This is a genomic window from Plantactinospora sp. CA-294935, from assembly GCF_050936445.1.
In the GTDB taxonomy this organism is placed as follows: domain Bacteria; phylum Actinomycetota; class Actinomycetes; order Mycobacteriales; family Micromonosporaceae; genus Plantactinospora.
Map to the genome: position 1 here is coordinate 2206655 of NZ_JBNJMU010000001.1, position 22903 is coordinate 2229557.

Here is a 22903-nt window from a genome sequence, read left to right on the forward strand (position 1 = left end):
CTCTGCCGGCCGGGTCGTCACTTTTTGTTAGCCTGACACCTCGGGCTCGCCACGCGGTCGCCACCTGGCACCCGAGCCCCCTGGAGGCGGGTTTAGAGATGCCGGCGATCGTGCTCATCGGGGCGCAGTGGGGCGACGAGGGCAAGGGCAAGGTTACCGACCTGCTGGGTGACCGGGTCGACTACGTCGTCCGTTACTCCGGCGGCAACAACGCCGGACACACGGTGGTGACCCCGGACGGGCAGAAGTACGCGCTGCACCTGATGCCGTCGGGCGCGCTCTCACCGAGCGCGGTGATCGTGATCGGCAACGGCGTGGTCGTCGACCCGAAGGTGCTGATCTCCGAGATCGACGGGCTGGCCGAGCGGGGCGTGGACGTCTCCCGGCTGCGGATCTCCGGCGACGCGCACCTGATCATGCCGCACCACCGGGCGCTGGACCGGGTGGTCGAGCGCTACCTCGGCTCGTCCCGGATCGGCACCACCGGCCGGGGCATCGGCCCGGCGTACGGCGACAAGGTGGCCCGGATGGGCATCCGGGTGCAGGACCTGCTCGACCCGGGCATCCTGCGCAAGAAGCTGGAACTCGCCCTGCGGGAGAAGAACCAGATGCTCTTCAAGGTCTACAACCGCAAGGCGCTCGACGTGGACGCGGTCACCGAGGAATACCTCGGCTACGCGGAGCGGCTGCGGCCGTACATCGCGGAGACCCGGGTGATCCTCTGGGACGCCCTGGACCGGGGCGAGACGGTGCTGCTGGAGGGTGCCCAGGCCACCATGCTCGACATGGACCACGGCACGTACCCCTTCGTCACCTCGTCCAACCCGACGGTCGGCGGCGCCTGTGTCGGGGCCGGCATCCCGCCGATGGCGATCAACCAGGTGATCGGGGTGACGAAGGCGTACACCACCCGGGTCGGGTCGGGGCCGTTCCCGACCGAACTCTTCGACGACAACGGCGCGCACCTGCGCAAGGTCGGCGCCGAGTACGGCACCACCACCGGCCGGGAGCGCCGGTGCGGCTGGTTCGACGCGGTGATCGGCCGGTACGCCGTCCGGCTCAACGGCATCACCGACCTGGTCGTCACCAAGCTCGACGTCCTCTCCGGGATGGAGAAGGTACCGATCTGCGTCGGTTACGAGATCGACGGCAAGCGGTACGACGACATGCCGATGACGCAGACCGCGATCCACCACGCCAAGCCGATCTACGAGGAGCTGGACGGCTGGTGGGAGGACATCTCCAAGGCGCGCTCCGAAGCGGAGCTGCCGGAGAACGCCCGTCGCTACCTGGCCCGGATCGAGGAGCTGTGCCGGACCCGGGTCAGCGTGGTCGGCGTCGGCCCCGGCCGGGAGGAGAACATCGTCCGGCACGAGCTGATCCCGGCCAGAAGCTGAGCGAGCCCCGCCCGGGACCAGGTTGATCCGTCGGGAACCCGGTTGCCCCCCGTCCGGGACCGGGTTGATCCCGTCGGGAACCCGGTTGCCCCCGTCCGGGACGCCACCGGCACCATCATCCAGCCCGCCCGGGGCGCGTCCCCGGTAATCGTGGCCGGGAGCGAGCCGAGCGTGGCCGGGAGCGAGTGGCTCCGGGCCGGACCCGTAGGATCGGTGGCCGTGCGCGTACTACTCATCGGTGGCGGCGGGCGGGAGCATGCTCTGGCGCTCGGCCTGGCCGCCGACCCGGCCGTCGACCAGTTGATCGCCGCACCGGGCAACCCGGGCATCGCGGCGGTCGCGGAACTGCGCCCGGTGCAGGCCACCGATCCGGCGTCGGTCGCGGCGCTCGCCGTCGAGGTCCAGGCCGACCTGGTCGTGGTCGGTCCGGAGGCGCCGCTGGTCGCCGGGGTCGCCGACGCGGTACGCGCAAAGGGCATCGCCTGCTTCGGTCCGTCCGGCGCGGCGGCCCGGATCGAGGGCTCCAAGGCGTTCGCCAAGGACGTGATGGCGGCGGCGGGTGTGCCGACGGCCCGGGCGCGGACGGTCGACAACCCCGGTACCGGCGTCGGGTCCGCCCTGGTGGCGCAGGCGCTCGACGAGTTCGGCCCGCCGTACGTGGTCAAGGACGACGGACTCGCCGCAGGCAAGGGCGTGGTGGTCACCGAGGACCGGTCGGCCGCGCTCGACCACGCCGCCGCATGCGGCCGGGTCGTCGTCGAGGAATACCTGGCCGGCCCCGAGGTCTCGCTCTTCGTCGTCACCGACGGCGAGACCGCGCTGCCGCTGCTGCCGGCCCAGGACTTCAAGCGGGTCGGCGACGGCGACACCGGCCCGAACACCGGCGGCATGGGGGCGTACGCGCCGCTGCCGTGGCTGCCCCCGGGCACCGTCGACGAGGTGATGGCCACGGTGGTCGAGCCGACCCTGGCCGAGATGCGACGCCGGGGCACCCCGTTCGGCGGGCTGCTCTACGTCGGGCTGGCCATCACCCGGCACGGGCCACGGGTGATCGAGTTCAACGCGCGGTTCGGCGACCCGGAGACGCAGGTCGTACTCGCGCTGCTGGAGACGCCGCTCGCCGGCCTGCTGCACGCGGCGGCCACCGGCACGCTGGTCGCGCATCCGCCGCTGCGGTGGCGGGCCGGTGCGGCGGTCACCGTCGTGCTCGCCTCGGAAGGCTATCCGGACACCCCCAGGACCGGTGACGTGATCACCGGCGCCGAGCGGGCCGGGATCGTGCACGCCGGCACCGCGCGCCGCGCCTCGGACGGCGCGCTGGTCTCCGCCGGGGGCCGGGTCCTCTCCGGTACCGGCCTCGGTGCCGACGTCGACGCCGCCCGGCTGGCCGCCTACGAGCTGGTCTCCGGGATCGGCCTGCCGGGAGCGCACCACCGGACCGACATCGCGGCGCTCGCCGCGGCGGGTCGGCTCGCCGCCCCCGACCGGGTGGAGCCCTCGGCCGGCTGAGCCCTCTCCGGCACCCGCCCTCGGCCGGCTGAGCCCTCTCCGGCATCCGTCTGCGGGTGCGCCCGCCCCGGCACCCGCCCCGCGCGTGCTGGCACGAAACCGTGATTCGCCGATCGCACCGGGTTTCCTACCGTGAGATCACCCCCGGCCGTCGGTCTCGGGGGATCCCAGTGGCGGAGGAGCGACCATGCACAGGTACCTGACCCGGGCGGCCCTGGTCGCCCTCGGCGGCGCGATCGCGGTCGCGGCGACCGGTTGCGTGACGATCGAGACCGGTGGGTCCGCACCGGCCAGCTCGGCGCCGGCCACCGGCGACGCGGGCCTGGGCGGCGCCCCGCCGGACGGGACGGCCGCGGCGCCGGCACCGACCGGCAGCCCGGCGGGCCACGGCGGCCAGCCCGGTGGCGGCAACACCGGCGGTGGCGGCAACACCGGCAGCGGTGGCAACAACAACGGTACGGCGGGCAAGAAGCCGAGCGGCCCGACGATCGTCTACTACCGGATCAAGCAGAAGCCGCAGTGCGACCAGGGCACGAACGTCAACCGCATCCCGGGGGTGCCGGTGATCCTGGAGTGGAAGGTGACCGGCACCGACAAGGTGACCCTCTCCGTCGACGGACCCGGGATCTACGACACCTATCCGGCGGTCGGCACCGCGACCATCGACTTCCCGTGCGCGGGCGTCCCCGGCGAGCACGTCAAGCACACCTACCAGCTCCGGACCGTCGGCGGCGGCGAGGTGCGGTCGAAGACCCTGACCGCCTCGGCACTGGTCCACGAGATCCCGATGGTCTAGTCAGGCGCGGTGGTAGCGGCGCAGCTCCCGGGTCAGCACCTTGCCGGTCGCGTTGCGCGGCAGGGCCGGTACGAAGAGCACGTCTCGGGGCACCGAGAACCGGGCGCGGTAGCGGCGGACGTACTCGCGTACCGCGTCCGGGTCGAGCGTCTCGCCCGGGTGCAGCACCAGGTACGCCGCCAGCCGCTGCCCGTACGTCCGGTCCGGAACGCCGATCACCGCCACCTCGCGTACCTGGGGCAGCTCGGCGAGCAGGTTCTCCACCTCGGACGGATAGACGTTCTCGCCACCGGAGACGATCATGTCGTCGGCGCGGCCGTCCACGTAGAGCAGCCCGTCGGCGTCCAGGTGGCCGAGGTCGCCGGTGTCCAGCAGGCGCCCGTCCACCGCACCACCCCGACCCTCCTGCTCCGGGCCGCCCGCCGTGTACCCCTCGAAGAGCAGTTCGTTGCCGACCAGGATCCGGCCGACCTGGCCGGTCGGGGTCGGCTCGCCGCGCCGGTCGACGATCACCAGCCGGGTGCCGTGCGGCGGCCGCCCGGCGGTGGTCGGCGCCCGGCGCAGCTCGGCCGGGGTGGCGATGGCGGCCCAGGAGACCTCGGTGGAGCCGTACAGGTTGTAGAGCACGTCGCCGTAGCGATCCATGAACCGGGTGGCCAGCCCGCCGGGCAGCGCCGAACCGCTCACCGCGACCACCTCCAGCGGTGGTCGGGTGGCCGGCGGCGGTACCTCCAGCAGCCGCTGCACCATCACCGGTACGGCGAACAGCGCCGTGCAGGAGTGCCGTTCCACCGCCGCCAGCGCGGCCAGCGGCTCGAACCTGCGGTGCAGCACGACGGTGCCGCGCAGCGCGAAGGCCATCTGGAGCGCGGCGTACCCCCAGGTGTGGAAGAGCGGGGCGGCGATCATCATCCGGACCCCGTTGTGCAGCGGGATCCGGCCGATGATCGCTACGAGCGGGCCGAGGCCGCTCGGGGTGGGCCGGCGGGCGCCCTTCGGTGTACCGCTGGTGCCGGAGGTGAGCACGATGGTCCGGCCGTCCCGGCCCGGCGGACGCAGCTCGCCCCGCGGTGCCCCGGCGACCAGGTCCGGGTACTCCCGGTCGTCGACCCGCTCCACCTCCGCCGGCAACCCGACCACCCGGTCGAGGAACTCGGCGTCGTGCACCAGCAGCCGGATCCGTTGCTCCTCGGCGACGGCCGCGAGCTGCGCCCCGGAGAGCCCGGTGTTCACCAGCACGATGTCGGCGCCGAGCAGCCCGCCGGCGAGGGCGGTCTCCACCAGACCGGAGTGGTTGCGGCAGAGCACCCCGATCCGGTCGCCCTCCGCGACGCCGTAGCGGGCCCGCAGCGACCAGGCCAGCCGTTCGGCCCGGTCCAGCAGCTCCCGGTAGCTGATCTCGCCGCGCTCCTCGTCGATCAGCGCGACCCGGTCCGGATCCCGAGCCGCCGCCTGGCGCAGTTCGCCGGCCAGGCTGAACCCCCAGTTCCGCAGCGCGCCGAGCTGCGCCGCGACCCGCCGGGGCGAGCCGGGCTTGAGTAGTCCGCGCCGGGTCAGCGTGGTGACGAGAAACGCGAGGTCCGAGGGCAAGGAGTGGCTCCGCTGGGTGTCGTTCTGCTTTCGGGGAAGAGGGTTCGCCGGTCGGGACGGCACCGGGCCGGCTCGGCCGGGGCCGGGCTCGATCGCCGCCGCGACCGGGCCGGTCAGCGGATCTGGCGCCCGGAGATGGCCCGGGAGATGACCAGCCGCTGGATTTCCGACGTTCCCTCGAAGATGGTGTAGATCTTGGCGTCCCGGTACCAGCGCTCGACCGGGTGCTCGCGCAGGAAGCCGGCGCCGCCGAGAATCTGCACCGCCTTCTCGGTCACCGAGACCGCCACCTCGCCGGCCTTGAGCTTGGACATCGAGCCCTCACCCGCGCTGAACGGGCGATTGTTGCGCCCCATCCAGGCGGCCCGCCAGACCAGCAGCCGGGCGGCGTCGATCTCCATCCGCATGTCCGCGAGCTGGAACGCGATCGCCTGGTTCTCGATGATCGGCCGGCCGAACTGGACCCGCTCCTGGGCGTACGCCAGGGAATATTCGTACGCCGCCCGGGCCACCCCGATCGCCTGCGCGCCGACGGTGGGCCGGGAGAGTTCGAAGGTACGCATCGCCGCCTGGCTGTTGCCGCGCTGCCCGGAGCGGGCCCGGTCGAGCCGTTCGCGCAGTGCCTCGCGCCCGCCGAGCAGGCAACGGCCCGGCACCCGTACCTCGTCCAGGAAGACGTCGGCGGTGTGCGAGGCGCGTAGGCCGAGCTTGCGCAGCTTCCTGGACGCGGTCAGTCCCTCGGCGCCGGGCGGCACCACGAACGCGGCCTGCCCCCGGGAGCCGAGTTCCGGCTCCACCGACGCGGTCACCACGTGCACGGCGGCGATCCCGCCGTTGGTGGCGTACGCCTTCTGCCCGGTCAGCACCCACTCGTCGGTGGCCTCGTCGTAGCGGGCCCGGGTACGCATGGCGGAGACGTCGGACCCGGCCTCCGGCTCCGTGGTGCAGAACGCCGCCACCGCCGGCCGGTCGGCCTCGCCGTAGCACTGCGGCACCCATTCGACCAGTTGCTCCGGGGTGCCGGAGCCGTAGATCGCGGCGACCGCGAGGGTGGTGCCGAAGAGCGCCATGCCGATCCCGGCGTCGCCCCAGAAGAGTTCCTCGTTGGCGAGCGGCAGGGAGAGGCCGGTCGGGTCGGCCCAGCAGTTCGCGATGAACTCGAAGCCGTACAGTCCGACCTTCGCCGCCTCCTGGATCACCGGCCAGGGGGTCTCCTCGCGGGCGTCCCACTCGGCGGCGGCCGGGCGCACGATCTCGGCGGCGAAGCCGTGCACCCAGTCGCGCAGGTCCCGCTGCTCTTCGTTCAGGTCGAGCGAGAACTCAGCCACGCCGTCCCCTCGTCGTCGGTCGTCGGGTCGGTCCCCGGGTGCCGGCTCTGCCGGCCCGGTGTCGGGGTCAGGCCTTCGGGATGTCGAACAGGTTGGCGATGTTGGCCGCGAGCCCGAGGTCACCCTTTGCCTTCAGCTTGCCGGTCATGAACATCATCACCGGGTTGGCGTCACCGGAAACGATCTTGAGGAACTCGACCGGGCCCATCGTGAGGGTCAGCTTCGGGTCCCGCTGCGGCGTCTCCGAGACCTGGCAGGCCCCGTTCTCGATGACGATCTCGTAGGTGTCGGAGCCGCCATCGGGCCGGCCGGTGATGGTCCAGTGCAGGACCGTGTTGGTGTTGCCGGCCCGGTCGGCCCGGAACAGCGTCGGCATCCGGCCGAACACCGCGTCGAGGACCTTGCCGCGCAGGTCGCCGCTCATCACTTCGGCCAGCTTGTCGTCCGGGGTGGACTTGACGATCTGGGCGAACTGCTTGGGCTCGAGCGAGGCGAAGTTCGCCGGGTCGAAGTCGGTCATGCGAAGGCCCTCCGGGCTGCTGGTGATGGTTGCTCTCCGGTCAACATTATTGGTTACTCGCGCGTAACCTTACGCACGAGTAGGTAAGCTCGCAAGGTGTCGACTCCGCCCGCCTTCCGGCGGCTGCCCCGGGCCGTACGGGAGCAGCAGATGCTCGACGCCGCGGTCAAGGTCTTCTCCCGGCGTGGCTTCCACGCGGCGAGCATGGACGAGATCGCCGACGAGGCGGGCATCTCCAAACCCATGGTCTACGCCTATCTCGGGTCCAAGGAGGAGCTTTTCACCGCCTGCCTGCACCGGGAGGGGACCCGGCTGGTGGAGGCGATCGTCGGCGCGGTCGTACCGGACGTGCCGTTCGAGGAGAGGCTCTGGCGCGGCCTGCGGGCGTTCTTCCGGTTCGTCGGGGCGCACCGGGACGGTTGGGCCGTCCTCTACCGGCAGGCCCGGGGCGAGCGGCCGTTCGCCGATGAACTGTCTGCGATGCGTAGCCGGATCATCGAGGTGGTCGCCGGGATGCTCGCCCGGGGCCTGGCCGCCGACGGCCGCGAGGTCAGCGTGCCCGAGCTGGAGGTCATGGCGTACGCCCTGGTCGGTGCCGCAGAGTCGGTCGCGGACTGGCTGGCCGACCACCCCGAGGCCGACCCGGACGCGATGGCCGGCCGGATGATGGCCTTCGCCTGGACCGGCGCCGGCGACCTGCTCGCCGGGCGGCCCTGGCGACCGCCGGCCGCCCCGCCGGACTGACGCCCTCCGTCCTCCGGCCCGAGACTGCCCGTCCCCGTCCGACCGATCGCGCTCCCCGCCGAAGGCAGCGCCGGCCTGTCGCCGGAAACGGAGGTACGGGTGCTCCGGCCCGGTGGGACCGGAGCACCCGTCACGTCGCCGGTGGCGCGGGTCGGATCGGCCGACGCCGTGCCGACGGTCAGATCCGGCCGGTGCCGGCGCCGCCGGTGACGATGGACTTGACGTTGGCGGCCGGGTCGACGCTGACGCTGTACGGAAGACTCCGGACACTGCCGCCGGCCTGGCCGCTACCCGAGTTCACGAAGTGGTTGTTCCGGGCGACCAGGGTGCCGGGGCCGGAGCTGGCCTCGCCGAGGTGGTACGGGTCGTCGGTGTTCTCGAAGTAGTTGCCCTCGACGAGCACACCGGCGCCCTCGGTCGAGGCGACGCCGTAGCCGCCGACGTTGTTGTAGTAGTTGTTGAAGACGTGCACCGGGTTGCCGAACCGGACCCGGGGGTGCCGCTGCTCCGAGCCGTCGAACCAGTTGTGGTGGTACGTCACGCGCAGCTTGCCGGAGTCCTCGCCCGAGTTGTCGTCGGAGTGGCCGAGCAGGAACGACTTGTCGTGGTCGAAGACCCGGTTCCAGGAGACGGTGGCGCAGTCCGAGGCCCGCTTGATGTCGACCGCGCCGTCGGAGCCGTTGCTGAAGCTGTTGTGGTCGATCCAGACCCGGGTCGAGTACTGCACGTTGATCGCGTCGTCGCTCCAGTTCCGGAAGTTGATGTTCCGGATGATGACGTTGCTGACGCTGGCGACGTTGAGCCCGCCACCGGTGATGGCGGCACCGCTGCCCACCCCGATGATGGTCTTGTTGGCGGCGACCTTCTGCATGCCGCTGATCGACAGGCTGCCGGAGACGCGGATCACGCGCGCGCCGCTGGCCTGCATCTCGCTGACCAGTTGGCTGCCGCTGGTGACCGTCACCGGGGAGGCGTTGCCGCCGCCGGTGGTGCCACCGCACTGGGTCGCCCAACCCTGCATGTTGAACGAGGCGGCCGACGCGCTGGGCATGGCGACGAGGGAGCTGCCCACGAGCGTGGCGGCGGTGGCCGCGGCGAGCAGCGGGAGCCGGGAGAGCCGCCGGGTACGGCGGGTGGTGGATTCGGTGCTGGACACAGGAAAACCTCCGAGCGGAAGTGGTCCACCCCGACGGCCGGGTCGCGGGTGGGACGCGGACGCCGCCAGCGGTGGGTGGACGGTGCGGCCGGCGGGTCCGGACCGCACTGGGACGGGTGCTGGAAAGCGCTTTCCAGCATCAAGCGAAGACTATCGATGCACATCGGCCATGTCAACGACAAATCTCGATGTTTGTTCCGTCCTGTCGGGCTTGGCCCGAGAGGGTGATCAGTCCGGATCACCCGCATCAGTCCCGCTCGCGGCGACCCGGATCAGTCCTGGGTCGCGGCCGTCCGGATCAGTCCTGGGTCGCGGCCACCTCGCCGAGCAGGTATGGGCGGCCGCGCGACGGGTCGTGCAGCCCGAAGCTCCAGCCCGGGGTAGCGGAGAACGCCACCGTGCCGGGCAGCGGCACGGGCAGCTTGAACGCCACGTCCACGGTGTACGCGTCGGGCAGCCGTCCCTCCAGCGCCGCCAGGCACCGGGCCTTGCTCCACATGCCGTGCGCGATCGGCCGGGGGAAGCCGAACAGCCGGGCGGCGATCCGCGAGGTGTGGATCGGGTTGTGGTCGCCGGAGACCCGGGCGTAGTCCCGGCCCACCCGGGAGTCCACCCGCCACAGCGCGGTCGGGGCCGGCGGAGCCGGTCGCTCCGTGGCGTCGCGTCGGCCGCGGTCGGCCCCGGTACGCTCCCGCCGCAGGTACGTCGACACGCCACGCCACACCACCTCTCCGCCGGTCGAGGCGGTGCAGACCATGTCGAACTGCCGGCCCCGGTCGTGCGGGCGCAGGTCGACGGCGCGTACCGCCAGGTCCAGCGGCTCCGCCGCGTCCACCCGGCGGTACGTGGTGATCCGGTTCGCCACGTGCACCAGGCCGACCAGGGGCAGCGGAAACTCCGGCGCGCTCATCAGGCGCAGGGCCAGCGGGAAGGCGAGCACGTGCGGATAGGTCGGCGGCAGCGCGTCGGCGAGCCGGAACCCGCACACCCGGTCGTACGCCGCCAGGTGTTCCCGGTCGACCGCGACCTCCCGCACCAGCAGTTCGGTCCCGGGGAGCCGATCGGCACGCCGGGCCGGACCGAACCTCGGGGCCAGCCCGATCGCCGCCCGCCGGTAGAGCGGCCCGGCGGCCGGCAGCACCGCCAACTCGACCCCGGATCCTTCCGGCGCGCTCCCGGGCTGGTCGGGCAACCCCTCGGCGGCCGCCCGGCCGTGCGGCTCGGCCGGTGTGGTGCCCTCGACGGTGTTCGGCTGCTCGGACATCAGGCCCCCAGCAGGCTCTGGCCGCAGACCCGCACCACGTTGCCGGTGACGCCGGCCGAGCCGGGCGAGGCGAACCAGGCAATGGCCTGTGCGACGTCCACCGGCAGGCCGCCCTGCGCCATGCTGTTCATCCGCCGGCCGGCCTCGCGGAGCACCAGCGGGATCCGGGCGGTCAGCCGGGTCTCGATGAAGCCCGGTGCGACGGCGTTGACGGTGATACCGCGTTCGGCGAGCGCCGGAGCCATCGAGTGCACCAGGCCGATCACCCCGGCCTTCGAGGTCGCGTAGTTGGTCTGGCCCCGGTTGCCGGCGATCCCGGCGATCGAGGAGACCCCGATCAGTCGCCCGCCGCGCGGGATCAACTCGCGGTCCAGCAGTACGTCGTTGATCCGCTCCTGGCTGGTGAGGTTGACCTCCAGCACCGAGTCCCACCAGTCCGGGCTCATCCGGCCCAGCGTCCTGTCCCGGGTGATCCCGGCGTTGTGCACCACCACGTCCACCCGGCCGTGCCGGTCGGCCAGGTGGTCGGCGAGCCGCAGAGGCGCGTCGGGCGCGGTCAGGTCGAGCTGTACCGCCGTACCGCCGACGGCGTTGGCGACCTCGGCGAGCGCGTCACCGGCCGCCGGTACGTCCAGCGCCACCACCCGGGCACCGTCGGCCGCCAGTACCTCGGCGACCTTCGCCCCGATTCCCCGGGCGGCCCCGGTGACCAGCGCGATCCGGCCGTCCAGCGGGCGGGCCCAGTCGACCTCCGGCACCTCGGCCGGACCGACCCGGACCACCTGCCCGGAGACGTACGCGGAGCGGCCGGAGAGCAGGAAGCGCAGGGTCGACTCGACGGCCCGTTCGGCACCCGGCGCGACGTAGACGAGCTGTGCGGTCGTACCCCGGCCGAACTCCTTGCCGATGCTCCGGGTCAGCCCTTCCAGGGCGCGCTGCGCGGTCGCCTCCCGGGGCGTGCCGCAGGACTCCGGCGGGGTGCCGAAGACGACCACCCGGCCGGACGGGTGCAGCGCCCGGGCCAGCGGGTGGAAGAAGTCGAAGAGCGCGCGCAGTCCGGACGAGTCGGTGATGCCGGTGGCGTCGTAGAGCAGGGCGGCCTGTGGCGGCACCAAGCCCGCACCGTCGCCCGGCCCGGTCGCGGTGGCGCTCGGCCCGGTCGCGGTGGCGCTCGGCCCGGTCGCGGTGGCGCTCGGCCCGGTCGCGGTCGGGTCGGCCGCGGTCGCGGTCGGGTCGGTGATCTCCACGCCGGCCGAGGTGAGCAGCTTGGCCAGCGGTTCGACCAGGCGGCCGCCGGAGGCGGCGTCGAGGCGTACCGGGCCGTGCGTCAGCGGGTCGCCGGGTCGGTGCCGGCGCAGCCTGGGCGGGTCGGGCAGGCCGAGGCGCTTGACCAGCGCCCGGCCGGGACCGGTGTGGGCGAAGCTCGCGTACCTGTCGCTCATGACCGTAGCCTACTCGCGGGTAAGGTAGGAACAACCCTGCGTTCTGGAGGCGTCACCATGGAAGCCGTACGTCGCGTCGCGGTCCTCGGAGGCAACCGGATCCCGTTCGCCCGCTCCAACGGGCGGTACGCCAAGGCGTCCAACCAGGACATGTTGACCGCCGCCCTGGACGGGTTGATCGCCCGGTTCGGCCTGGCCGGCGAGCGGCTCGGCGAGGTGGCCGCCGGTGCGGTACTCAAGCACTCGAAGGACTTCAACCTCACCCGGGAGGTGGTGCTCGGCTCCCGGCTCGACCCGCGCACCCCGGCGTACGACCTCCAGCAGGCCTGCGGCACCGGGCTGGAGGCGGCGATCCTGGTCGCCAACAAGATCGCGCTCGGCCAGATCGAGGTCGGGGTCGCCGGTGGCGTGGACACCACCTCGGACGCGCCGCTGGCGGTCAACGAGGACCTGCGGCGCACCCTGCTGGAGATCAACGCCGCCCGTACCCTGGGCGGGCGCCTGAGGGCCGCCACCCGGCTCCGTCCGGCCCAGCCGTTCCGGCCGGAGATCCCACGCAACGCGGAGCCGCGCACCGGACTGTCGATGGGGGAGCACGCGGCGGTCACCGCCCGGCGGTGGAACGTCGACCGGCAGGCTCAGGACGAACTCGCGGTCCGGTCGCACCAGCGGCTCGCCGCCGCGTACGACCGCGGGTTCTTCGACGACCTGGTCACGCCGTACCTCGGACTGACCCGGGATGCGAACCTCCGCCCCGACACCAGCGTGGAGAAGCTCGGCACGCTCAAGCCGGTCTTCGGCACCCGGGGGCCGGACGCCGAGCATGCCAGCATGACCGCCGGCAACTCCTCCCCGCTCACCGACGGGGCGTCGACGGTGCTGCTCGCCTCCGAGGAGTGGGCCAAGGCGCACAACCTGCCGGTACTGGCCTGGTTCGGTGCATCGACGACCGCCGCCGTCGACTTCGTACACGGCGACGAGGGACTGCTGATGGCCCCCGCGTACGCCGTGCCCCGGCTGCTCGCCCGGACCGGGCTGACCCTGGCCGACTTCGACTACTTCGAGATCCACGAGGCGTTCGCCTCGCAGGTGCTGGCCACCCTGGCCGCCTGGGAGTCGCCGGAGTTCTGCACGGAGAGGTTGGGCCTGGACGCCCCGCTGGGGTCGATCGACCCCGCGAAGCTGAACGTCAACGGCTCGTCGCTGGCCGCCGGCCACCCGTTCGCCGCTACCGGCGGCCGGATCGTGGCCACCCTGGCCAAGCTGCTCGCCGAACGCGGTTCGGGGCGCGGGCTGATCTCGATCTGCGCGGCCGGCGGTCAGGGCGTGGTGGCGATCCTGGAACGCTGAGTTGGCCCGTCCGTCTCGGCACCGCCCTGCTGGCGGCCTCAAGCCGATCCGCCAGGCCAGGCGAGGAAGCGGGTATGCAACTCCTCGGGCGAGAGGTCGGGCAGGTCGACGGCTGCGAGTGCCACGTACCGGCCGAGGTGGCTGAGCAGCGCCAGCATGACGAACTCCAGTACCGCCAGGACGTCCCGCCGGAGAGCTGACCGTCAACCTGCGTCTGTGGGTCGTCAGCGGGATGTGGTTGTGGCGGGAGCACAAGCGGGGCAGCTCGACAGTCCCTGAGACCGGCATGGCCGGCCCGCATCGCGCCGACGCACCTCCAGCTCTCGTCGGTACAACTCCCCAATGACTGTTTGATAGTTGAGTCGGCGCCTCCTACACTCCCCAACATGTCTTTGGGAGTTGACGAACCAGAGCACGAACCGGGCGCCGACGACGCGCCGGATCCCACCGCCCGGCTTCGGGCCCTGGCCCATCCGGTACGGATGCGGATCCTCTCCCTGCTCACCGCGTCGGCGCTGACCGCCGCCGAGATCGCCCGCGAACTGAACCTCACCCACGCCAACGCCAGCTACCACCTGCGGCACCTGCTGGCCGCCGGCCTGATCGAGGTGGCCGGCGAGGAGCGCATCCGGGGCGGTGCCGCCAAGCGCTACCGCTACGACCCGGCACGCCAGCCCGACCAACCCGCATCCACGCCGGCCGACAGCCGGGCCACTTCCGACCACCGCCTGCTCTACGACGCGCTCGCCGCCGAACTGCGCCGCCGCGCTCACCACCTGCGGCGCGGGCCAGGCAACTTCCTCACCGACGCCGAGTTCTGGATCGACCCGGAGACCTGGGACGAGATCCGGAACACGATCGCCGAGGCGTCGGCCCGGCTACACCACGCCGCCCGACCGCCACACACCCCCGGCACCTCCCGGGTGAGCGCCACCGTCGCGCTCTTCCGGATGCAGGACTGATCTTGGGTACCCGGGACGGCGTGCTGGCGCCGCTGCGGCATCGGCCCTTCCGTTATCTGGCGATCGGTCGGGCCGCCACCATGCTCGGCAACGCGGTCGCACCGATCGCGCTGGCGTTCGCCGTACTCGATCTCACCGACAGCGTGCGCGACCTCGGCCTGGTGGTCGGCGCGCGGTCGCTGACCCACGTGGTGTTCCTGCTCTTCGGCGGCGTGCTGGCCGACCGGCTGCCCCGGCAGGCGGTGATGGTGGTCTCCTGCACGCTCGCCGCGCTCACCCAGGGCGCGGTCGCGGCGCTGGTGCTGACCGGAACCGCGACGATCCCGGCGCTGGTTGCGCTCGCCGCCGCGAACGGCGTGGTGGCCGCCTTCGCCTGGCCGGCCGCCGCCGCGCTGGTCCCGCAGACCGTGCCGGCCGAGCTGCTCCAGTCGGCCAACGCGCTCAACCGGCTCGGCATCAACGCCGCCATGATCGGCGGCGCATCGCTCGGCGGCGTGCTGGTGGCCGGCGTCGGACCGGGCTGGGGCCTGCTGGTGGACGCCACGACCTTCGCGCTGGCCGCGCTGGCATTCGCCCGGGTACGCGTCCACGCGGTTGCCGGCCCGCGCCACGAGCGGGCCAACCCGATCCGCGAACTGCGCGAGGGTTGGACCGAGTTCGTCGCGCGCTCCTGGGTCTGGGTGGTGGTACTCGGCTTCCTGCTGATCAACTTTGCCTACGCCAGCTCGGTCAACGTCCTCGGCCCCGACGTGGCGGACGGGACAATCGGCCGGACCGCCTGGGGCGTGGTGCTCGCCGCCCAGACCGCCGGCATGGTCGCCGGGGCGCTGGTCGCGCTCCGGATCCGGGTACGCCGGCTGCTCCTGCTCGGCGTGTTCTGCATGTTCGCCGACGTACTGCTGCTGCTCGGGCTGGCCTGGGCGCCGTCCGTAGTCGTGCTGGTCGCCGCCGCGTTCGTGGCCGGGCTGGCCGTCGAGCAGTTCTCGGTCGCCTGGGAAACGTCGATGCAGCAGAACATCCCCGCCGACAAGCTCGCCCGGGTCTACTCGTACGACGCGCTCGGCTCGTTCCTGGCGATCCCGCTCGGCCAGATCGCGATCGGTCCGGTGGCGGAGGAGATCGGCAACGACCCGACCCTGCTGGTCGCCGCCGGCATCGTGCTCGTCGCGGTGCTCGGTATGCTCGCGGATCCCGGCGTACGCCGCCTCTCCGCCGAGATTCCGGCTGCCGGTGCGGTGCCGGCCCCGTTGACAGCCCCGACGTCGGCGGCGAGGGATTCCGAAACCGCAACGTCGGTAGCCTCACCGGCGGGCGGCCGGGCCGACTGACCCGGGATTGCCGGAATCGGCAACTCCTGGGCAGTCGGCGCGGCGTTCTTCGCACCCGTAACCGACGGCCGGTACGGTCGCGGTGGCCGGACAGGCGAGCGGCGGGGGCATGCGCGATGGGCTATCCAGGGCAACCATCCGGGACGGTGCCGGTTCCGCCGGCCGGGCAGTACCCGGCCCGGCAGGCCGGGGCGAACTCGCCAGGACGCGCGCTGCTCGGCCTGGCGCTGCTGCTGCCGGCGCTGATCGCGCTGATCTGGTCGTACGTCGTACCGACCGCCTCCACCGTGCTCACCAGCTTCCGGCACGAGAACCTCTTCCGAGAGCCGCGATCGGCCGGGATCGAGAACTATCAGGCGGTCTTCGAGGACGGGTTCCTGGGTCAGTTCGGGTTGGCGCTGCTGCTCGGTCTGCTGCCGCTCGCGTTCGCGCTGCTGGTCGCGCCGCTGCTGGCGGTGGTCGCCGACCGGGCCGGCCGGCTGGGTCGGCTGCTCACCCGGGCGGTACTGGCCGTGCCGATCGCCGGGTACGCCCCGGTCGCGGTGTTCCTCGGCTGGCGGCTGCGGCTGGCCGAGTCGGGCTCGCTCGGCGACGGCGCGCGGTTCGAGCTGACCTGGATACTCGCGGCGACCTCGTTCGGGCTGGTGGTGGCGGTCGCCGCGACGGCGTTCCTGAGCGCGCTGCGGCAGCGGGAACCGGGCCGCTGGCCGACACCGGCCCTGCTCACCGTCGGCGGGCTGGTCGGCTTTGCCGTGCTCGCCCTGTCACTCCAGATCTTCACCGCGCCGGCGCTGCTCACCGGCGGCGGGCCGGCGCGCTCGACCATGACACCGGTCCTCGGGACGATGCAGACGAGCTTCACCACCTTCCGGCTCGGCCTGGGCGCGGCCACCTCCACGCTGCTGCTGGTCGTACTCGGCGGGCTCGGGCTCGCCGCGACCGGGTTGCTGCTGGCCAGCCGTACCCGGATCGAGTTCGACGGTTGGCGGGACCGGCCCGGCGCCCCGCCGGCTCCGGTGCGCGGCCCCTCCACCGTCCACCTCGGAATCGTCATCGCCGGACTGGTCGTCGTGCTCGGCGTCTTCGGCTGGGCCTCCGCGCCCTGGCTGCGGCATGCCTTCGCCGGGGCCGACCTGCCCGGCGAGGTCAGCACGGTGGACGTACTCGTCAACACCTGGCTGCCACCGTTCGTCTCGGCGCTGGTGTCGGTCGGGCTGGCGGCGGTGGCCGGGTTCGGCATCGGGGCGCTGCGCCCGCTCGGCCGGTGGAGCGAGCTGCTCCTCCTGCCGTTCGCGCCGTGGCTCTTCGTGGGCATCGGGCCACTGGCCGTCGCCGGGTTCAAGCGGGTCAGCGAGAACGACCAGGTCAACACGTTCCTCGGGATGATCCCGCCGGTCTGGCTCTGCGTACCGGCGCTGTTCGTCTTCACCCTGCTGTTCCGGGGACAGCAGCCGAAGTGGCGGGCCGGCGGAAACGCCGTCCGTACCCTGCTGCTGCCGGCACTGCCGATGCTGGCCGTCGCGTTCCTGCTGACCTGGCTGTTCAGCGCCCAGCAGCCGCTGTGGCCCCGCCTGGTCACGTCCGACCCCGAGAACGCGTCGGCCCCGTTGCTGGCCGAGATGCTGATGGCCGAGTTCGGCAACCGGGGCACCGGCTTGCTGGGCCTGGTCCTGCCGCTGCCGTTGCTGGTGATGTTCCTGCTGGCGTTCGCCGGGCTCCAGATCGGTTACCTGGACCGGCTGGCGATCCGGGTGGGCCGGTCAGCCGTCGAGCCGGCGCCGCAGCCCGGTCCGCCGCCGCACATCGGGTCCGGCGGCCAGCCGGTGCCCGCACAGCCGTACGGGCCCCCGACCCAGCCGTACCCGGCCTCGCCGTACGGGGTGCCGCCGTCGCCGTACCCGCCCCAGCCCAGCCCGTACGGCGGACCGCCGGTGCCGCCCCAGCCGTACGGCCCACCGCCTGAACCGGGCCAGCCGCCCCAGGCGGCACAGTCATCCCAGTCGCCCTGGGACTCGCAAACCGAGCCGCCGTCGACGGGAAAGGCGGAGTAGCGCCCCGCCCGACCGCCCGCCCGTGTTGCCCCACCCGTGCCGCCCCAGGCAGTGACCTGGACGCCAAAGGCGCTACCCGGGCCCGGTAACGCCTTTGATGTACAGGTGAAGGTCGGCCCGCGATGGTGGCGGGCGCAGAGGCGGGGCAGCTCTACAGTCCGCGTCCGTGCGGATGTGCGGCGGCCGATGCGTTCGCGGCTAGTGCTGTGGCCACGAACGTTCACGGTGTTGGGTGACACGCCGTCTGGCATGTCGGCCGGGCGACGTCGTGGCGGTCAGGCTGTGATGGTGGCAGATCCTGTACGCGTACGGCGGCTGAGTGACCAGGAGGGTCAGCAGTTGCTGCGCATCACTCGCAGAGGTAGCGGCTCACCGATCCGATTACGGCGTGCCATGGTCGTGCTCGCCTCGGCCGGCGGGAACACCGTGCCGGCTATCGCCCGTCTCGTGCAGGCGGACGAGGACACGATCCGGCAGGTTATCCACCGGTTCAACGAGATGGGCATGGCCAGCCTGGACCCTCGGTGGGCGGGTGGCCGTCCCCGCCTGATCAGTCCTGACGACGAACAGTTCATCGTCGCGACGGCCAACACCCGCCCCGAAGCGCTGGGGCGGCCGTTCACCCGGTGGAGCATCCGCAAGCTCGCCGACTACCTCACCACACGGCCGGACCGCCGGATCGCGATCGGGCGGGAACGGCTGCGGCAACTGCTGATCAAGCACGGGATCACCTTCCAGCGGACCAAGACGTGGAAAGAGTCGACCGACCCCCAGCGCGACGCCAAACTCGCCCGCATCGACCACGTCACCAGCAACTTCCCGCATCGGGTGTTCGCGTTCGACGAGTTCGGCCCCCTCGTCATCCGCCCGCAGGCCGGTGCCGGCTGGGCGCCCAAGGGCCACCCGCGCCGACTGCCCGCGAACTATCACAAGCTGCACGGCGTCCGGCAGTTCCACGGCTGCTACTCCGTCGGTGATGACCAGCTCTGGGGCGTCGTGCACCGCCGCAAAAGCGCCGCGAACACCCTGGCCGCGCTCAAGTCCATCCGCCGCGCGCGACCCGACGGAGCACCGATCTACGTCATCCTGGACAACCTGTCCGCGCACAAAGGCCCGAAGATCCGCGCATGGGCAGCCCGGAACAAGGTCGAACTGTGTTTCACCCCGACCTACGCCTCCTGGGCCAACCCGATCGAGGCCCAGTTCGGGCCATTACGTACCTTCGTCATCGCCGACTCGAACCACCCCAACCACGCGGCACTGATCCGTCACCTACACAAATACCTGCGCTGGCGCAACGCCAACGCCCGCCACCCCGACGTCCTGACCGCCCAACGCCGCGAACGCGCCCGCATCCGCAGCGAACGACAACGACGCTGGGGCCAACCCACCGCCCGCGCAGCCTGACCGTCACGCGTCGCCGGTTGGTCGTCCCACCTCGCCGAGCGCATCCAGTAGCCGGTTCCTCGCCGCCTGCAGCCGGACAGGATAGTCCGGCCTGAACACCTCCGCCAGCGAGGTCTCCAGCGTCCCGGAGATGCGATATAGCGGGGACCACACTGCGCGGTCGCGATCGGCCAACTCGTCGAAATCGGCAGTGCCCATCATCCGGTGAAGCCAGTCTGAGAGCACCAACGCTTCGTCCCGGCTCAGCCTGATCATGAAGTCGTCCTCCGTCACCGCGCCGAGGTTACCGTCCGCTCGACACCGTGAACGTTCGTGGCCACAGCACTAGCCGGCCGGCGCCCTGGCGCTGATCGCGAGCGTGCCGAGCAGCCAGGCGTCCCGGCCGGTCCGCGCGGTGACGACGGCGGGTCGGTCGCCGGGCAGGCGGGTCTGGAGCACCCGTGCATCCGTACCGAACGTGTTCCAACCGGCGGCCGTTCCGTCGGCCCGGCTGGCGGCGGTGTTGTTCGGGTTCTGCCGGTCGACCGGGCCGGCGTTGATGTCGAGCCGGTCGCCGACGCTCGCCCGGTCGGTCTCCCAGCCGACGAACCCGATCTGGGCATCGGCGCCCGGGGCACCCGGCAACGGAACGGCCACCGCGCCGCCGGGCCGGAGCGCGAGGGCGCCGTCGAGTACCGCGACGGCCCGGGGTGGGCCCCCGTCGGCGACGACGGCGACCAGGCTCCAGCCGCCGAACGCGCCGATCCCGCCGAGGAAGGCACCCCGGTGTAGCCCGACCCACCAGGTGCCGGAGCTGGCGCTACGGGCGAGCCGGGTCACGTCGGCGAACGCCTGGTAGCCACGCCGCCCCTCAAGGGTGGTCGGGAAGTCGTCGACCCGGGAAGCCCGGACGGGGGTGTAGCGGGTGCCGCCCGGTGCCCGGACGTACGCCGTCGGGCTGGCCGGCGAGTGCCCGGTGCCGGCCCAGTAGAGGCCCGCCCAGAGGACCCGGCCGGTCAGTCTCACGGTGGCGCCGCTGACCATTCCACCGCCGGGCGCGCCGGCCGGTGCGCCCGGCGCCGAGTACCGGGTCATCAGGTAGTGGCCGTTGTCGACGCGACCGAGGGCGGGGCGACCCGAGCGGGCCGCCCGGCAGGTGAGGTCGAGGTCCGGGCAGGACAGCAGCGAGTTGCCGGCGGTGGTGAGCCGCGCCGGTACCGTACCGGCGAAGACCGCGGAGAGTCCGGTGCCGGCGACCGCGAGCTGGGCCGACGCGGTGTGGGTCGGCAGGCCGGGCGTGTCGAGGGTGATCCGCACGGCGCCGCCCCGAGCGGTGCCCGCGACCGTGACCGGCAGGTACGCCGTACTCGACGACGCCGGGCCCAGCGGTCCACGCCGACAGGTGCCGGAGGTGCCGGCGGTGCAGGTCCAGCCGTCCCCGGCAGCGCCGGCGCGCAGCCGGATCCCGCTCGGCAGCGTCAGTCGGGCGCTGAGCGGACCCGTCGCGGCGAGTCCGGCCCGGAACGTCCCGGGGAGCCGTCCTCCGCCGCTGTTCGCCCCGGTCCTGTTGGTGACGGTCATGGACAGCACTGCGGACCGGCCCCGGACCAGCGTGCCGACCGGCGCCAGTGCGACGGCCACCGCTCCGGGGCGGGCCGGGCCGGCGGCGCCGGGTGGGCTCCCGTCGGCCGAGCCCGCCACACCCGGCCCGCCCGGCGGCTGGCCGCCGACGGTGCCGGGCTCGGTGGGGCCCGGCGGGCCGGGTGTGGGCTCGGAGGTCTGCCCCGGATCCTGCGGTCCGGTCGGGGGTACCGGGGCCGGCTGTTCCGGCCCGGCGACCGGCCCCGGGTTGCCGGTGAGGGTGAGCGCGACCGCCGCCACGGCGACGAGTACCAGGCCGGCCGCGACGAGTTGGGTTACCCGGCGGCGGGCCACCCGCCGGACCCGGTTCCACAGGGCGCCCGGAGCCGCCGTACCGGTGCTCAGGTAGCCGCCGGCCGCGGTCGTGCCGATCACGGCGGGAGCCAGCACGGCACCGAGGCCGGCGTTGATGTCGCCGAGTTCGACGAAGAGCAGGTGACAGGCCCGGCATCCGGAGAGGTGGCCCTCCACGTCGGACGTCTCTCGCCGGGACAGTCCGCCCCGGACGTACGCGCCGAGCCGCTCGGCGACCCAGCGGCAGGTGTCGTCGGTACGAGCGGCGGCATGCTCACGCAGATAGTTCTGGCGTAGGCGTTCCCGGGCGCGGTAGGCGAGCGCCGAGATCGTATTGGGGCGGACGCCGAGCAGGCGCGCAACCGTTGCCGGCGGATCGCCCTCCACCTCGGTGTGCCAGAGCACCAGGCGCCACCGTTCGGGCAGCGCGGCGAACGCCCGGGCGACCATCGCCTGTTCCAGGTTGCGCACGGCGGGGTCGGTGAAGGGTTCGCCGGCATCGTGGCGGGCCATGTCGTCGACGAGTTCGATCCGGCGGGTGCGGCGGGTCTCGTCGTAGAAGACGTTGCGCACGGCGGTGAGCAGGTAGGTGCGGAAGGCGGCATTGGGTCCGTGCCCGCCGCGCAGTACGGCGAGGACCCGGGTGAAGGCCTCCGCCACGAGTTCGTCCACTTCGGAGGGACGAGGATCCAGCGTACGGGCCAGTCGCCGGGCCGCCGCCTCGTGTCGGCTGTAGAGGGTGGCGTAGGCGTCGGTGTCACCGGCCCGAACGGCCCGGATCAGTTGTAGGTCGCTCCGCACGTCGACGGCAGCGCTGTCGTGGTCGTCCGCCATGTCCTGCCAAGTCCTGAGGTGTGGTCGGTCCGTCGTGGGCAGTGCGGGCGCTCGTGGCTCGGCCGGGCTCCTGGGCCTGGCCCGCGCTCCTGCGGCTCGGCCGGGCTCCTGGCTGGTCCGCTGCTGGCTCGGCCGTCTCGTCGGGCTGAAGGCTCGTCGGGCGGGACCAAACTACCAACAGCAAGTGGCCAAGGGCAGAAGGTGAGGGAGTGTTGTTGAGCTGCCTACACCATTAATCCGTTTTGTTGCTTTTATTCCGGGCGTCGTCACGGTGCTCGGCAATCTCCGTCTAGACGAGAGGAACCGCCGCGACGGATGGAGTACTGACCCGGATGGACGACGAACGCCGACTGACACCGACGGCCGCGCACCGCCGCGCACGCGCCATCACCCGCTTCCGCACCGAGGCGGTCGTCCTGCGCGAGGCGTGGCGGGCGGCGGCGCTGCGCCGCTGCCCGGAGCGGACCGGCGGGTGGTGGACGCCTGCGGTCGACAGCCTGACCAGAGCCATCGCGGAGACGCGTGATCCACGGCCGGCCTGCGCCCGGCTGGGCCGGGCCAGGGCCGCCGCCGGGATGGGCGTCGACGACACCCTCGCCGACCTCACCGTGCTGTACCGCCAGCTCCCGGCCGGCGAACCCCCCGCCCAGCTGGTACGAACACTCTGCGACTCGTGGACCGCAGCGACCCTCGTCCCGGAGCACGCGGCGGCCTGTGTCGGCGCGCTGCCCCGGCTCGGCAGTGTCGGCCAGCTCCGGGCGGTGCTGAAGGAGATCGCCCGGCGTGCCTGCCGAGCCGGCGTCCCGCTCGGCAACCGGCACGTGCTGCTGGTCGCCGACCTGGCCGTCCCACCACCGCCGGCCGGTTCCGTTCCGTCACCGATGGCCGATTCCGCCTCGTCACCGATGGCCGGTCGCGCCCCGTCACCGGTGACCGGTCCGGTCCCACCACCGGAGGCCGGGCCTGCCACGCCACCGGCGGCCGGATCTGCCATCCCACGGACGGAGTGCGGAGAAGACCGGGCGATCGCCGAGGAGTCCGTGCTCCGGGCCCGGGTCGCCACCCGGTTCCGGGCCAGTTTTCCCGACGGCGAGCCGATCATCCGGCTCTGGCCCGGTGGTTACGTCGTGCCGACGACCGCCTCGGCCGAGCTGGCGCACCGTACGGTGGTGCTCTCCCGTGGGCTGGCCCGGATCGGGTTGGCCACCGCCCGGCTGTGGTGTCAGGACCTCCCCGACGACATCCCCGCCACCCAGACGCTCTTCCGGCACCTCGCCGACTTCCGGTACCGCACGGAGGGCTGAGCCGGCG

19 protein-coding genes are annotated in these 22903 nt (G+C 72.8%); 11 read left to right on the forward strand and 8 right to left on the reverse strand.

All coding sequences use genetic code 11. The features are described 5' to 3' along the window. Nucleotides 1–98: 98 nt before the first annotated feature. From ACQEVC_RS09945 to ACQEVC_RS09955, 3 genes are all read left to right on the forward strand, one after another. Complete coding sequence (locus tag ACQEVC_RS09945) at nucleotides 99–1397, forward strand: adenylosuccinate synthase (protein WP_432875455.1); 1299 nt, start codon at nucleotides 99–101, stop codon at nucleotides 1395–1397. A 219-nt stretch (nucleotides 1398–1616) separates the two neighbouring features. Beyond that, nucleotides 1617–2906, forward strand: a complete 1290-nt coding sequence (gene purD, locus ACQEVC_RS09950) for a phosphoribosylamine--glycine ligase (protein ID WP_432875457.1) — start codon at nucleotides 1617–1619, stop codon at nucleotides 2904–2906. Nucleotides 2907–3093: 187 nt separating this feature from the next. After that, nucleotides 3094–3702, forward strand: coding sequence for a hypothetical protein (locus tag ACQEVC_RS09955; protein ID WP_432875459.1), 609 nt, complete (start codon nucleotides 3094–3096; stop codon nucleotides 3700–3702). On the opposite strand, the gene ACQEVC_RS09960 is transcribed toward ACQEVC_RS09955, so the two are convergent. From ACQEVC_RS09960 to ACQEVC_RS09970, 3 genes are all read right to left on the reverse strand, one after another. Continuing rightward, entirely contained in the window at nucleotides 3703–5292 is a 1590-nt protein-coding gene (locus ACQEVC_RS09960) for an AMP-binding protein (protein WP_432875462.1), read from the reverse strand. A 113-nt stretch (nucleotides 5293–5405) separates the two neighbouring features. Beyond that, nucleotides 5406–6620, reverse strand: coding sequence for an acyl-CoA dehydrogenase family protein (locus tag ACQEVC_RS09965; protein ID WP_432875464.1), 1215 nt, complete (start codon nucleotides 6618–6620; stop codon nucleotides 5406–5408). Between the two features lie 67 nt (nucleotides 6621–6687). Continuing rightward, nucleotides 6688–7140, reverse strand: coding sequence for an SCP2 sterol-binding domain-containing protein (locus ACQEVC_RS09970; RefSeq protein ID WP_318398983.1), 453 nt, complete (start codon nucleotides 7138–7140; stop codon nucleotides 6688–6690). 96 nt (nucleotides 7141–7236) lie between these two features. Here ACQEVC_RS09970 and ACQEVC_RS09975 point away from each other — a divergent pair, with 96 nt between their 5' ends. Then, complete coding sequence (locus ACQEVC_RS09975; RefSeq protein ID WP_432875468.1) at nucleotides 7237–7884, forward strand: TetR/AcrR family transcriptional regulator; 648 nt, start codon at nucleotides 7237–7239, stop codon at nucleotides 7882–7884. A 178-nt stretch (nucleotides 7885–8062) separates the two neighbouring features. On the opposite strand, the gene ACQEVC_RS09980 is transcribed toward ACQEVC_RS09975, so the two are convergent. The 3 genes from ACQEVC_RS09980 to ACQEVC_RS09990 form a co-directional block, all read right to left on the reverse strand. Further along, a complete protein-coding gene (locus ACQEVC_RS09980) occupies nucleotides 8063–8935 on the reverse strand; it encodes a pectate lyase family protein (RefSeq protein WP_432891249.1) in 873 nt (290 codons plus the stop codon). 403 nt (nucleotides 8936–9338) lie between these two features. Then, nucleotides 9339–10304, reverse strand: coding sequence for a MaoC/PaaZ C-terminal domain-containing protein (locus tag ACQEVC_RS09985; RefSeq protein ID WP_432875471.1), 966 nt, complete (start codon nucleotides 10302–10304; stop codon nucleotides 9339–9341). Continuing rightward, nucleotides 10304–11746: a 3-oxoacyl-ACP reductase gene (locus ACQEVC_RS09990; protein WP_432875474.1), complete on the reverse strand. Its 1443-nt coding sequence runs from the start codon at nucleotides 11744–11746 to the stop codon at nucleotides 10304–10306. The genes ACQEVC_RS09985 and ACQEVC_RS09990 overlap by 1 nt, the downstream gene beginning before the upstream one ends. Nucleotides 11747–11803: 57 nt before the next feature. Here ACQEVC_RS09990 and ACQEVC_RS09995 point away from each other — a divergent pair, with 57 nt between their 5' ends. The 6 genes from ACQEVC_RS09995 (at nucleotide 11804) to ACQEVC_RS10020 (ending at nucleotide 18844) form a co-directional block, all read left to right on the forward strand. After that, entirely contained in the window at nucleotides 11804–13096 is a 1293-nt protein-coding gene (locus ACQEVC_RS09995; protein ID WP_432875477.1) for an acetyl-CoA C-acetyltransferase, read from the forward strand. Nucleotides 13097–13170: 74 nt separating this feature from the next. Then, nucleotides 13171–13296: a hypothetical protein gene (locus tag ACQEVC_RS10000; RefSeq protein WP_432875480.1), complete on the forward strand. Its 126-nt coding sequence runs from the start codon at nucleotides 13171–13173 to the stop codon at nucleotides 13294–13296. A 186-nt stretch (nucleotides 13297–13482) separates the two neighbouring features. Then, entirely contained in the window at nucleotides 13483–14058 is a 576-nt protein-coding gene (locus ACQEVC_RS10005) for an ArsR/SmtB family transcription factor (protein WP_432875482.1), read from the forward strand. A 2-nt stretch (nucleotides 14059–14060) separates the two neighbouring features. Beyond that, nucleotides 14061–15386 carry an MFS transporter gene (locus ACQEVC_RS10010; protein WP_432875485.1) on the forward strand — a complete coding sequence of 442 codons (1326 nt, stop codon included), beginning with the start codon at nucleotides 14061–14063 and terminating at the stop codon, nucleotides 15384–15386. A gap of 146 nt (nucleotides 15387–15532) precedes the next feature. Beyond that, a complete protein-coding gene (locus ACQEVC_RS10015; protein ID WP_432875488.1) occupies nucleotides 15533–17437 on the forward strand; it encodes a sugar ABC transporter permease in 1905 nt (634 codons plus the stop codon). A 288-nt stretch (nucleotides 17438–17725) separates the two neighbouring features. Then, on the forward strand, nucleotides 17726–18844 hold the full coding sequence (locus ACQEVC_RS10020) for an IS630 family transposase (RefSeq protein ID WP_432891150.1): 1119 nt from the start codon (nucleotides 17726–17728) through the stop codon (nucleotides 18842–18844). A gap of 3 nt (nucleotides 18845–18847) precedes the next feature. Here the strand turns inward: ACQEVC_RS10020 and ACQEVC_RS10025 are convergent, their stop codons facing one another. Together ACQEVC_RS10025 and ACQEVC_RS10030 are read right to left on the reverse strand one after the other, a co-directional pair. After that, nucleotides 18848–19117, reverse strand: a complete 270-nt coding sequence (locus tag ACQEVC_RS10025) for a hypothetical protein (protein WP_432874635.1) — start codon at nucleotides 19115–19117, stop codon at nucleotides 18848–18850. A 51-nt stretch (nucleotides 19118–19168) separates the two neighbouring features. Next, nucleotides 19169–21592 (reverse strand): sigma-70 family RNA polymerase sigma factor, encoded by a 2424-nt coding sequence (locus ACQEVC_RS10030; RefSeq protein WP_432875491.1) that lies wholly within the window; start codon nucleotides 21590–21592, stop codon nucleotides 19169–19171. A 332-nt stretch (nucleotides 21593–21924) separates the two neighbouring features. On the opposite strand from ACQEVC_RS10030, the gene ACQEVC_RS10035 reads away from it, so the two are divergent. Further along, a complete protein-coding gene (locus ACQEVC_RS10035) occupies nucleotides 21925–22896 on the forward strand; it encodes a hypothetical protein (RefSeq protein ID WP_432875493.1) in 972 nt (323 codons plus the stop codon). Nucleotides 22897–22903: the final 7 nt, after the last annotated feature.

Excerpts from the sequence above, each read along its gene's own strand:
- ACQEVC_RS09945 (WP_432875455.1), top strand. The coding sequence starts at position 99 with ATGCCGGCGATCGTGCTCATCGGGGCGCAGTGGGGCGACGAGGGCAAG.
- ACQEVC_RS09955 (WP_432875459.1), top strand. The coding sequence starts at position 3,094 with ATGCACAGGTACCTGACCCGGGCGGCCCTGGTCGCCCTCGGCGGCGCG.
- ACQEVC_RS09970 (WP_318398983.1), bottom strand. The coding sequence starts at position 7,140 with ATGACCGACTTCGACCCGGCGAACTTCGCCTCGCTCGAGCCCAAGCAG.
- ACQEVC_RS09980 (WP_432891249.1), bottom strand. The coding sequence starts at position 8,935 with ATGCCCAGCGCGTCGGCCGCCTCGTTCAACATGCAGGGTTGGGCGACC.
- ACQEVC_RS09985 (WP_432875471.1), bottom strand. The coding sequence starts at position 10,304 with ATGTCCGAGCAGCCGAACACCGTCGAGGGCACCACACCGGCCGAGCCG.
- ACQEVC_RS09990 (WP_432875474.1), bottom strand. The coding sequence starts at position 11,746 with ATGAGCGACAGGTACGCGAGCTTCGCCCACACCGGTCCCGGCCGGGCG.
- ACQEVC_RS09995 (WP_432875477.1), top strand. The coding sequence starts at position 11,804 with ATGGAAGCCGTACGTCGCGTCGCGGTCCTCGGAGGCAACCGGATCCCG.
- ACQEVC_RS10000 (WP_432875480.1), top strand. The coding sequence starts at position 13,171 with ATGCAACTCCTCGGGCGAGAGGTCGGGCAGGTCGACGGCTGCGAGTGC.
- ACQEVC_RS10005 (WP_432875482.1), top strand. The coding sequence starts at position 13,483 with ATGTCTTTGGGAGTTGACGAACCAGAGCACGAACCGGGCGCCGACGAC.
- ACQEVC_RS10030 (WP_432875491.1), bottom strand. The coding sequence starts at position 21,592 with ATGGCGGACGACCACGACAGCGCTGCCGTCGACGTGCGGAGCGACCTA.
- ACQEVC_RS10035 (WP_432875493.1), top strand. The coding sequence starts at position 21,925 with ATGGACGACGAACGCCGACTGACACCGACGGCCGCGCACCGCCGCGCA.